Genomic DNA, 11,113 nt, shown 5'->3' with positions numbered 1-11,113 from the left:
GTGGTTTTTTTTCATTATCCCCGGCGCCCCGGGGGGGGGGGGGGGGGGGGGGGGGCGCCATGTTCCGCCGGCGCGGGGGGGGGGGCCGGGGGCGCGGGGCCCCGGCCCCCGGCCCCACCTCCGTGTCAGCTGTGCAGCAGCCCCGTGACCTGCCCTGCAACGGGCAGGTCCTTCAGCGCGCCGCCGCTGGTCACCGGGTCGGTGACCAGTGCCGTGGAGACCGGCTTGAAGTCGGCGATCTGGGTCCCCACCGCGTTGTCCAGCGGGTCCGTGCCCGTGCCGGCCAGCGGGTCGAGCCGCAGGTGGGTCACGGGAGCGATCCCGTTGTCGAGCGACTGCCCGAGCGCTCCGGCCACCGCCCCGCCCGCGGCGTGCGTGGCCGCGCCGAGGCCGGTGCTGTCGGAGCCCGCGGCCGGCGCGGCGGGCAGCGGCGCCGCCTGGGCCGCCGCACCCCCCGCGCCGAGAGCGGCGCCCACCGCGGTGACGGTCAGACCCGCACGCAGCAGAACGCGGCGCCGGGACTTGGAAGATGCGTGACGTGCCATGGATTTCCCACCTGATCGGGCCGATCGAGCCATCAATCGAGTAATCGTCTGGATGCTCAGAGTAGTTGACATGTGATGCTGGATACCAACACAGGTACCGGGGGATCCCCTGCGCGGGTCAATGCCTCACACTCGTGTCCTGTGAGTTCCCATGCGCTTTCGACCCGCGTCGTCCTGTTGGCGGGCCCCTCCGGCTCCGGCAAGTCCTCCCTGGCAGCACGCACCGGCCTTCCGGTGCTGCGGCTCGACGACTTCTACAAGGAGACCGGCGACCCCACACTGCCGCTCGTCCCCGGCAGTACGGACATCGACTGGGACTCCGCACAGTCCTGGGACGCCGACGCCGCGGTCGCGGCGATCTCGGCCCTGTGCCGCACCGGCCGCACCGACGTGCCGCTGTACGACATCGCCACCAGCTCCCGCACCGGGCACGAGGTCCTCCACATCGAGCGCACCCCGCTCTTCGTGGCCGAGGGCATCTTCGCCGCCGACATCGTCGAACGGTGCCGTTCACTGGGGGTGCTCGCGGACGCCCTGTGCCTGCGGGGCCGCCCGTCGACGACGTTCCGCCGGCGGCTGCTGCGGGATCTGCGCGAGGGCCGGAAGTCGGTACCGTTCCTGCTGCGGAGGGGCTGGCGGCTGATGCGTTCCGAGCGCCGGATCGTGGCACGCCAGGCCGAACTGGGCGCGCACCCCTGCGGCAAGGAGGAGGCGCTCGGGCGGCTCGCCGCCGCGGCGGCGGGGCAGTGCAGGGCGCGCGCGGTGCGCGGGGCGGCCTGACGGAAGGGCCGCCGGACGGGACCGGTTCCGTCCGACGGCTTCCGTCGATCTGCGGCATACCTCTGTACGGGCCGGGCAGGCCCGTATACCTTCGCCGTGAGGCCACGGATTGAAACGATTCACACCCGCCTCCGCCGGTCTTTCCCACGGCCGGACGCGGGTCGCTCCGCCCTGCCCACCCGCTGTCGCACGGTCTCGCGAACGTACCCATGACAACGATTTCCCTCACGAGAGAAGGATCGTCATGCACCACGAATCGGGAGAGGGTCCGCGTCGGCGCGCCTTCATCGCCGGCGGTCTGGTCGCGGCGGCCGCGGCAGCAGGTGCGCTGCCCGGCACCGCGGCGGCCGCCGGCACCGCCGGCAGGACATCCGGTACGCCCGCCGGCCCCGCCACGTCCGGCGGCCCGGCCGCCGCGCACCCGGCCACCGCCCCTCGCCCGTACCGCAAGGCACCGGCGGGCCGTTGGGACGCCCACAACCTGTCGCCGGCGAGCCGCACCGTGCGGCCGGTGGCCGTGTACACCACCTCCGGCACGGTCGAGGGCGCCGCGTCCCTGACGTCCCGCCACGGCTCCGGCACCGCACGGCTGACCGGGGCGGGCTCCTCGCTCACGCTGGACTTCGGCAAGGAGGTCGGCGGCTTCGTCACCCTCACCGTCGCCGGAAGCAGCGCCCGGGACGGGATCGTCGGGCTCACCTACAGCGAACTGTCCACCTACGTCGGCCCGTCCGCCAGCGACGGCTCCAACGGCGGCACCAACGACGAGCCCGCCGTGCGGTATCCGGCCCCGCCCGGGGGGCGGGTCGACACCTCGAAGGACGTACCGGTCGCGGAGGACGGTTCGGCGCGCGAGGTCACTCCGGCGTCCCAGCAGCGCGGCGGCTTCCGGTACCTGACCCTCGTCAACGAGAGCGGCGGGACCCTGGCGCTGACCGGGGTGACGGTACGGGTGACCTTCGCGCCGAACGCCCGCGACCTGCGCGCGTACCCCAACTACTTCCACTGCGACGACGATCTGCTGAACCGCATCTGGTACGCCGGTGCCTACACCGTGCAGACCAACATCATCGCGAGTGACGAGGGGCGCGTCTGGGGTCCGCCGGACACCGGCTGGGCCAACGACGCCCGGGTCGGCGAACTGGGCAGCACCGTCCTGGTCGACGGCGCCAAGCGCGACCGCACGGTCTGGCCCGGGGACCTGGGCATCTCCGTGCTGACCGACCATGTCTCCCTGGGCGACCTGGAGACCGTACGCAACGCCCTCCAGACCCTGTACAACCACCAGGACCCCACGAGCGGAGCGCTGCCGTACGCGGGCCCGGCCGTCAACTTCATCGGCAACTCCGACGCGTACCACCTGTGGACGCTCATCGGCACGGCCTCCTACGCCCAGCTCTCCGGCGACCTCGACTGGACGCGGACGGTCTACGACGGCTACCTCAAGGCGCTGGCCCACGTGGTCGGGAAGATCGACACCGACGGGCTGCTCGCCGTGACGGCCGCCGCCGACTGGGCCCGTACCGACGCCGACGGCAAGAACCTCGAAGCCAACGCGATCATGTACCGGGCACTGGTCACGGCGGGCCCGCTGGCCCGCTCGATGGATGACGCGGCGACCGCGGACGCCTGCGCGGAGCGCGCGGAGAAGCTCCGGCAGGCGGTCGGCACCCAGGGCTACTGGGACGAGTCGGCGGGCCTGTACCGGGACAAGCCCAGCGGCGCGGGCGCCGAGCTGTACCCGCAGGACGGCAACGCGCTGGCCGTCTGGTTCGGCCTGGTGACCGACCCCGCGCGGGCGCGGACCGTGAGCGCGGCGCTGGCGAAGCGGTGGACCGCGGTCGGGGCGCTCACGCCCGAGAAGGGTGCCGACGCCGTCCACCCGTTCCCCGGCGGCATGGAGGTGCACGCGCACTTCGCGGCCGGCCGTGACAGCACCGCGCTGGAACTGATCAGGCGCGAATGGGGCTTCATGCTGAACGCCCCGCACGGCACCGCCAGCACCTTCTGGGAGGGCTACCGCGCCGACGGCACCTCCGACTACAGCGGCTCGTACATGAGCGCCGCACACGGCTGGTCGACGGGCCCGACGTCCGCGCTCACCTACTTCCTGCTCGGCATCGCACCGGCGGCGGACGGCGGCGCGGGCTACTCCGTGGCTCCCCGCCCCGGCGGACTACGGCGTGCGGAGGGCCAGTTGACGACGCCCGCCGGGGTGATCCGGGTGTCGTGGCGGGCCCGGTCGCACGGCGGCTTCGACCTGTCGCTCAGCGCACCGGCCGCGGTGGTGGACGAGGTCTCGGTACCCGTCCCCGAGGGCGGCCCGTGCGTCGTGCGGGTCGACGGGAAGCGCGCCTGGGACGGGGCGTCCCAGGCCCACGGGGCCCGTGCCGTGCCGGGGCGGGTCGTCCTGTCCGGACTCTCCGGCCGCACGCACGAGGTGACGGTACGGCGCAGTTGAACCGCCCTTCCGCCGGCGCACCACGAACAGGAGTAAGGATCAGATGACCGCACGTCCGAGAAAACGCCTCACCGCCCTGGTCGCGGCCGCGAGCGGCGCCCTCCTGCTGGGCGTCCTGCCCGCACCGGCAGGGGCCGCCACGGCCGCACCACACCCTCCCGCCGGGCACACCGGCCCCTGGGACGACGCCGGATACGTGCCCCGGCCCGGCAGCTGGAAGCCGTACGTCCTGGCCCCCGCCGGGCACGACGTCGACCCGGTCTCGGTGCTCTCCGCCGATCCGCGCGGCGGGCAGATCAAGGGGGATCCGAAGGCCGTCCTGGGCAGGGCCAGGCACCCGGTCCGGCTCGTCAGCACCGGCGACCGCGCCGAGTCCCCGCTCCTCACCCTGGACTTCGGCAAGAACACCGGCGGGAAGATCCGTGTCCACGTCGCCGGAGCGTCCGCGACACCTCCGAAGCTGCATGTGTGCTTCAGCGAGTCACGGCAGTTCGCCGCGACCGGGCCGCAGGACAACGACGGGCAGGCCGCGCACGCCCCGGGCTGCGACACCGCGAACATCTGGAACGGCTACCCGGGCACCGCCTACACCTACGACTCCGACAGCCACACCCTCGAACTGGACCCGGCGAAACTCCCCGCCACGCTGACCGATCCGCAGCTGCGCGGCGCGTTCCGGTACGCGACCCTGTTCCTCGACGGTCCGGGCTGGGTGGACGTCGGCGCGGTGTCGCTGGACTTCGACGCCGTCCCCGGGCAGGCCGACCCGTCGGCGTACAAGGGCTGGTTCCTCTCCAGTGACAACGAGCTGAACAAGGTCTGGTACGCCGGGGCCTACACCGTCCAGCTCAACACCTGGATGTCCGACACCGCGAAGAGCTGGCCGTACGAGCCCGGCGAGGCCGACCACGCCGACGACCAGGTGCCGTACGCCGATCCGGGCAAGGAGGTCATCTTCGACGGCGGCAAACGCGACCGGATCGTCTGGCAGGGCGACCTCGCCGTCCAGGCCCCGGTGACCTACCTGAGCACCGACGACGTCCCGGCGGTCGAGAACTCGCTGTCCTCCCTCGCCGCGCAGCAGCTGGACGACGGCTACGTACCGGCCGCGAGCCTGGTCGGGCAGCACAACCAGGACGAGTTGCGCACCTACGGCGAGTACGTCACCTGGTTCGTCCACAACCTCTACAACCACTGGCTATACACCGGCGACCGCGCCTACCTGGACCGGTGGTGGCCCCAGCTGACCCGGGCCACGGGGTGGCTGGAGAAGGTGCGCGACGCCGACCCGAAGGGCCTGATCGCCTTCCAGGAATCGGGTTCCTGCGGGCACTACGGCTACAGCGACTGCGGCCACGAGACGTACGTCAACGCCCTCTACAGCCGAAATCTCGACGAGATGGCGGAACTGGCCGGGGCCAGGGGCGCCGCCTCGGACGCGGGCCTGTACGCCTCCCGGGCCGCGGAGGTGAGGAAGGCCGTCAACGAGCAGCTCTGGGACGAGAGCACCGGCGCGTACCGGCTGTCCCGCGAGATCCCCGACGCCTATCCGCAGGACGCCAACGCCTCGGCGGTGCTGACCGGCATCGCCGACCCGGAGCGTGCGGGCCGGGCGCTGGACTACCTGCGGCACAACAGCTGGGGCCCGTACGGTGCCCTGACCGTGTCACCGGGCACGCCCAACGCGTCGATCAAGCCGTCCTACGAGCCGCTGCCCAGCGGCTTCGAGGCGGACGCCCGGCTGACGGCGGCCGATCCGAGCGGCGGTCAGCAGAAGAGCGCGCTGGAGCTGCTGCGTACGTTCTGGGGCTACCAGCTCGCCCAGGACCCGGGCGGCACGTTCTGGGAGAAGGCCGACGTGAACGGGGATCCGGGCATCAAGCAGTTCACCAGCCTCGCCCACGGCTGGGCCTCCGGCCCGACGGTCACCCTGACCAACCAGGTGCTGGGTGTGCGGCCGACCGGTGCCGGCTTCTCGCAGTACGCGATCGTGCCGCACCCCGGCGGCCTGAGCTGGGCACAGGGCAGCGTGCCCACGCCGCACGGCGACATCACCGCGTCCTGGCGTTCCGGGGCGGACGGCTTCGTCCTGGACGCGACCGCGCCCCGGGGCACCTCGGGCCGGCTCGCCGTCCCGACCGGCGGGAAGAAGGTACGCGTGACGCTCGACGGGGTCACCGTCTGGAACGGCTCCAGGGCGGTCGGCGGTTCCAGGGCCACCAGCGACGGGGCGCAGGTGTACGTGGACGGGGTCACGTCCGGCCACCACGTGCTGCGTACGCACCGCCGCTGACAGCGGCCCGGCCCTGCCGGACACGTGACGCAGGGGCCGCTCGTGGCGAGCGGCCCCTGCGTCACACGCCGACGGGGCCGGACAGGACCCCCCGGCCCGTCCGACCCCGCAGCGTTCCCCCGGTCACCGCCGCCTCCCCCGAAGCAGCGGCCCCGTTCCCCCGTATCCCCGTTTCCCCCGTATCCCCCCGTTTCCCCCGTATCCCCCGCTCGCCTCAGGCCACCAGCTCGCCGAAGGACTCTTCCTCGTCACGGCCGAAGCTGAGGACCTCGTCCTCGCGCAGCCGGCGGAGCGACCGCCAGATGCTGGACTTCACCGTGCCGACACTGATGTCGAGGATGGACGCGATCTCCGGGTCCGTGCGGCCCTCGTAGTAGCGCAGGACCAGCATCGTGCGCTGGAGCTCGGGCAGTCGCGCCAGCGCCTGCCAGAGCACGGCGCGCAGCTCCGTACCACGCATCGCGTCCGTGTCGCCCGCCGTCTCCGGCAGCTCCTCGGTCGGATATTCGTTCAACTTGCGCCTGCGCCAGGCGCTGATGTGCAGATTGGTCATGGTGCGGCGCAGATAACCGCCCACCGCCGCCTTGTCACTGATCCGGTCCCACGCCCGGTACGTCGAGAAGAGGGCGCTCTGGAGCAGGTCCTCGGCCTCGAACCGGTCGCCGGTCAGGTGGTAGGCGGTGGCGTACAGGGAGGCGCGGCGCTCCCGGACGTAGGCCGTGAACACCGCTTCGGCGTCCTCGTCCCGCGCCGGGGTCTGCCGCTCCCCCGTGGCCTCCCCGTACGTGCTTCCCCCGTTGTTCCCGCCGGTCACGGCAGGTGCGTCGACCACCGTCATGTATGACGGGTGCTGACGCCCGGCGCCACGAACGCACCCCCGCCCGTTCAATGCGGCGCCGGACTTCTCGGTGTTCCGCCCGACGTCGTGGAGACGCGTGACAACTGCGCTTGCGGTGCTGCTGTGAGCTGAGTTCATCTCGCGCCCCCCATCGGTGGAGTCCGTCCGTTCCTTGTGCCAATGAGCTTGCCGGGGCAGTTTCATGGCGCTGTCCTGCGACTGTCACAGGCCTGTCACAGGGCCCTGTGAGGGCACGATCCGGGGGTGCCCGGCGCATAAGAGGGGACCAACTGTCGAACTAGGGCTCCCCCATGGGTCAGAATGACCAGCGTGCCTTTCCTGTTGCTGATCGAGGACGACGACGCCATCCGCACGGCCCTCGAACTCTCGCTGTCTCGCCAGGGCCACCGTGTGGCCACCGCGGCGACGGGAGAGGACGGCCTCAACCTGCTGCGAGAGCAGCGGCCCGACCTGGTCGTGCTGGATGTGATGCTGCCCGGTATCGATGGATTCGAGGTGTGCCGGCGCATCCGGCGCACCGACCAGTTGCCGATCATTCTGCTGACCGCGCGCAGCGACGACATCGACGTCGTGGTGGGTCTGGAGTCCGGTGCCGACGACTATGTGGTGAAACCCGTTCAGGGCCGGGTGCTCGACGCCCGGATCCGCGCGGTGCTGCGCCGGGGCGAGCGCGAGTCCACGGACTCCGCGACGTTCGGGAGCGTGGTCATCGACCGGTCCGCCATGACCGTCACGAAGAACGGTGAGGACCTCCAGCTCACGCCGACCGAGCTGCGCCTCCTGCTCGAACTGAGCCGGCGGCCCGGGCAGGCCCTGTCCAGACAGCAGCTGCTGCGCCTGGTCTGGGAACACGACTACCTCGGTGACTCCCGGCTGGTGGACGCCTGCGTCCAGCGGCTGCGCGCGAAGGTGGAGGACGTGCCGTCCTCACCGACCCTGATCCGTACCGTGCGGGGCGTGGGATACCGGCTGGACTCGCCGCAGTGAGCACGGCTGTGCGGCGGAGCCTGCTCGCCGGGCTCCGCTGGACCAGCCTGCGGTTGCGGCTCGTCGTCGTGTTCGCGCTGGTGGCGCTCACCGCGGCGGTGTCCGCGTCCGGGATCGCGTACTGGCTGAACCGCGAGGCGGTGCTGACCCGTACCCAGGACTCGGCGCTCGGGGACTTCCGTCAGGAGATGCAGGTCCGGGCGGCCTCGCTGCCGCTGCGCCCCACCAAGGACGACCTCCAGACGGCGGCCGTGCAGATGGCGAGCAGCAGTCCCGGTTACAGCGTGCTGCTGATCGACGAGCGCGATCCGGGCAAGCCGATCGTCGGCAACTCCGACCTGGACACCTTCACCCGGGACAACGTGCCGCTTTCGCTGCAGAAGCAGGTCGACAAGAAGCAGCCGGTCAAGGCGGGCAACAAGTACCAGTACCACCTGTTCTGGCAGCGGACCTCGATCCGCGGCACGCCGTACCTCGTCGGCGGTACGAAGATCATCGGTGGTGGCCCGACGGGTTACATGCTCAAGTCGCTCGACCAGGAACGGGAGGATCTCAACTCCCTCGCCTGGTCGTTGGGGATCGCCACCGCGCTCGCCCTGGTCGGCTCCGCGCTGCTCGCGCAGGCGGCGGCGACGACCGTGCTGCGTCCGGTGCAGCGCCTCGGTGACGCCGCCCGCAAGCTCGGCGAGGGCAAGCTCGACACGCGTCTCGTGGTGTCCGGCACCGATGAACTGGCCGATCTCTCGAGGACGTTCAACAGAACGGCGAGTTCACTGGAGAAGAAGGTCGCGGACATGACCGCGCGGGAGGAGTCCAGCCGCCGCTTCGTCGCCGACATGTCGCACGAGCTGCGCACCCCGCTGACCGCCATCACCGCGGTCGCCGAGGTGTTGGAGGACGAGGCCGACAGCCTCGACCCGATGATCGCGCCGGCCGTGCACCTGGTGGTCAGCGAGACCCGGCGGCTCAACGACCTGGTGGAGAACCTGATGGAGGTCACCCGCTTCGACGCGGGCACGGCCCGGCTCGTCCTGGACACCGTGGACGTCGCCGACCAGGTGACGGCCTGCATCGACGTCCGCGCCTGGCTGGACGCGGTCGATCTGGACGCCGAGCGCGGCATGATGGTCCGCCTCGATCCGCGCCGGCTCGACGTGATCCTCGCCAACCTGATCGGCAACGCCCTGAAGCACGGCGGTTCGCCGGTCCGGGTCACGGTGCGGACGGAGGGCGACGAGCTGGTCATCGAGGTCCGCGACCACGGTCCCGGCATCCCCGAGGACGTACTGCCCCATGTATTCGACCGCTTCTACAAGGCCAGCGCCTCCCGGCCGCGGTCCGAGGGCAGCGGTCTGGGTCTCTCGATCGCCATGGAGAACGCGCACATCCACGGCGGCGACATCACCGCGTCGAACTCGCCGGACGGCGACGGCGCGGTGTTCGTACTGCGGCTGCCGCGCGACGCCGAGGCGCTGAGCCGCACCACCGAGTCCCACGACGCGGAGATTCCGGACGAGGAGGACGACGCGACGTGATGCGCAGCGAACGCCGGGGCCTTCGCCCCGCCGCGGCGGTGGCCGGGGCCGTGCTCTGCGCGGTACTGGCCGCGGGCTGCGGGATCAGGACGACGTCCGTACCGGTCGACGCCGGGCCCGCGCCCTCGCGGGTGCCGTGCGCGATGCCCGCCGAGGACGTCACCGCGCAGGCCCGGCAGGGCATCCCGGTGCAGATCTATCTGGTGTGCGCCTCGCAGTTGGTCACGGTCGACCGCACGGTCCAGGTCCAGGAGACGGCGTCCGCCCGGGTCAAGGTGGCCGCGGCACTCCTGAACGAGCTGCGGAAGAAGCCCCCGGCACCCGAGCAGCAGGCCGGCTTCACCACGGTCGTCCCGTCGGCGCTCCGGGTCACCGGGCCCCGCGCGGACGACCCGAGGGGCGCGCTGCGGCTCAGCGAACAGCCGGAGGACCTGACTCCCGAGGCGCTGGCCCAGATCGTCTGCACGTACTCGGAGAGCGAGCCGCTCGTCCAGGACGGCACGGTGATGCTCGGCGGCCCCGGCGCATACGCGGCGCGCGGCTATCTGTGCACCACGGAGACGAAGGCCAGCCCGAAGACCGTGCCGACCCTGGGCGCGGTCCGGCTGTCCTGAGTACGCGCCGCCGGGCCGCCGGCCGGACCGTGGGCCGGACCGTGAGCCAGGTCTCCCCCTCGGGAGCGGAACCGATCCTGCCGCCCCCCGCGTCTTGGGGAGCGTGCGTCAAGGTTCGGACGGCCAAGCCGTCATCCGCTTCCGCGCGGCCGGAGTGTCCCTCCTCCTCGCGCATCTGCTGCTCGTCGGGTGGCTGACTCTTCGCCCGCTGGACGTGCCGTGGATGACAGCCGCCAATCTCTCGCCGTTCGCCGGCATCAAGGCGGACCTGACCCTCGGCCCGGTCACCGCCGCCCGCCGGATCGGCAAGGAACTTCTGCTGCTGGCGCCCCTGGGCGTGCTGCTGCCGATGGCCGGGGGCCGGCTCTTCGTCTCCCCGTGGGCCTCGCTCGCCCGTACCGTCGCCGCCGGGTCGCTGATCTCACTGGCCATCGAGCTGGGCCAGACCGGGGTGCCCGGCCAGGTCGTCGACGTCGACTCGCTGATCCTGAACACCGTCGGCGTGGCACTGGCCCACGTGCTGTTCGTACCGGCCTGCCGGGCACGGCTGCGCCGCCGGGAGCAGCAGCGGGTCCGGGTACTCCCCCGGGTCGGCCATGAGGTTCCTCAGGGGGCGACCCCGACGATTTCCAGGGTCGGCATGGCCCCGTAGATCGATGCTCCGCCCGGCTCGGCGAGCGACCATGGATGTACCGGGAGCACAACGGACGGCTCCCCCAGCAACGGTTCGCGAAGGAGCCCACCATGGCCGCACTTGCCCGCCCCCGTGAAGGCCGCATGATCGGCGGAGTGTGCGCAGCGCTGGCACGGCGCTTCGGCACCTCCGCGGGGACCATGCGCGTGATCTTCCTCGTCTCGTGCCTGCTGCCGGGCCCGCAGTTCCTGCTCTACCTGGCGCTGTGGGTGCTGCTCCCGGAGGAGGAGCGGCACTCGTCCGCCTCCACCAGCTGGTAGTCCCGCACGACACGCGCCTGTGGGCGGGCACCCGGTCGGGTGCCCCCCCCCACGCTGTATCTTATAAAAAAAAACCAGCCCCACA

Annotated in this window: 10 protein-coding genes; 8 read left to right on the top strand and 2 right to left on the bottom strand. The window is 71.9% G+C overall.

The window, feature by feature from the left end:
- Positions 1 to 125 precede the first annotated feature (125 nt).
- Positions 126 to 545, bottom strand: coding sequence for a hypothetical protein (locus tag ACFVJX_RS35625; protein ID WP_384133871.1), 420 nt, complete (start codon positions 543 to 545; stop codon positions 126 to 128).
- Between the two features lie 75 nt (positions 546 to 620).
- On the opposite strand from ACFVJX_RS35625, the gene ACFVJX_RS35620 reads away from it, so the two are divergent.
- From ACFVJX_RS35620 to ACFVJX_RS35610, 3 genes are all read left to right on the top strand, one after another.
- Positions 621 to 1,325, top strand: a complete 705-nt coding sequence (locus ACFVJX_RS35620) for a uridine kinase (protein ID WP_384133868.1) — start codon at positions 621 to 623, stop codon at positions 1,323 to 1,325.
- Positions 1,326 to 1,569: 244 nt separating this feature from the next.
- Complete coding sequence (locus ACFVJX_RS35615; RefSeq protein WP_384133864.1) at positions 1,570 to 3,786, top strand: alpha-L-rhamnosidase C-terminal domain-containing protein; 2,217 nt, start codon at positions 1,570 to 1,572, stop codon at positions 3,784 to 3,786.
- Positions 3,787 to 3,829: 43 nt separating this feature from the next.
- On the top strand, positions 3,830 to 6,079 hold the full coding sequence (locus ACFVJX_RS35610; protein ID WP_384133861.1) for an alpha-L-rhamnosidase C-terminal domain-containing protein: 2,250 nt from the start codon (positions 3,830 to 3,832) through the stop codon (positions 6,077 to 6,079).
- 214 nt (positions 6,080 to 6,293) lie between these two features.
- On the opposite strand, the gene ACFVJX_RS35605 is transcribed toward ACFVJX_RS35610, so the two are convergent.
- Positions 6,294 to 7,055: a SigE family RNA polymerase sigma factor gene (locus ACFVJX_RS35605; RefSeq protein ID WP_384133858.1), complete on the bottom strand. Its 762-nt coding sequence runs from the start codon at positions 7,053 to 7,055 to the stop codon at positions 6,294 to 6,296.
- A 192-nt stretch (positions 7,056 to 7,247) separates the two neighbouring features.
- On the opposite strand from ACFVJX_RS35605, the gene afsQ1 reads away from it, so the two are divergent.
- The 5 genes from afsQ1 (at position 7,248) to ACFVJX_RS35580 (ending at position 11,028) form a co-directional block, all read left to right on the top strand.
- Entirely contained in the window at positions 7,248 to 7,925 is a 678-nt protein-coding gene (gene afsQ1 / locus ACFVJX_RS35600; RefSeq protein ID WP_185095372.1) for a two-component system response regulator AfsQ1, read from the top strand.
- Positions 7,922 to 9,460, top strand: coding sequence for an ATP-binding protein (locus ACFVJX_RS35595; RefSeq protein ID WP_384133856.1), 1,539 nt, complete (start codon positions 7,922 to 7,924; stop codon positions 9,458 to 9,460). The genes afsQ1 and ACFVJX_RS35595 overlap by 4 nt, the downstream gene beginning before the upstream one ends.
- On the top strand, positions 9,460 to 10,074 hold the full coding sequence (locus ACFVJX_RS35590; RefSeq protein WP_384133853.1) for a hypothetical protein: 615 nt from the start codon (positions 9,460 to 9,462) through the stop codon (positions 10,072 to 10,074). Before ACFVJX_RS35595 ends, ACFVJX_RS35590 begins: the two co-directional genes overlap by 1 nt.
- 103 nt (positions 10,075 to 10,177) lie before the next feature.
- Positions 10,178 to 10,726 carry a VanZ family protein gene (locus ACFVJX_RS35585; protein ID WP_384133850.1) on the top strand — a complete coding sequence of 183 codons (549 nt, stop codon included), beginning with the start codon at positions 10,178 to 10,180 and terminating at the stop codon, positions 10,724 to 10,726.
- Between the two features lie 92 nt (positions 10,727 to 10,818).
- Positions 10,819 to 11,028: a PspC domain-containing protein gene (locus tag ACFVJX_RS35580; protein ID WP_384133849.1), complete on the top strand. Its 210-nt coding sequence runs from the start codon at positions 10,819 to 10,821 to the stop codon at positions 11,026 to 11,028.
- The last annotated feature ends 85 nt before the right edge of the window (positions 11,029 to 11,113 follow it).

Origin of the sequence: Streptomyces sp. NPDC127177, assembly GCF_042672475.1 — a bacterium.
Lineage (GTDB): Bacteria > Actinomycetota > Actinomycetes > Streptomycetales > Streptomycetaceae > Streptomyces.
The sequence above is the reverse complement of the archived record's forward strand: the minus strand, read 5'-3'. Positions and strand labels throughout refer to the sequence as shown.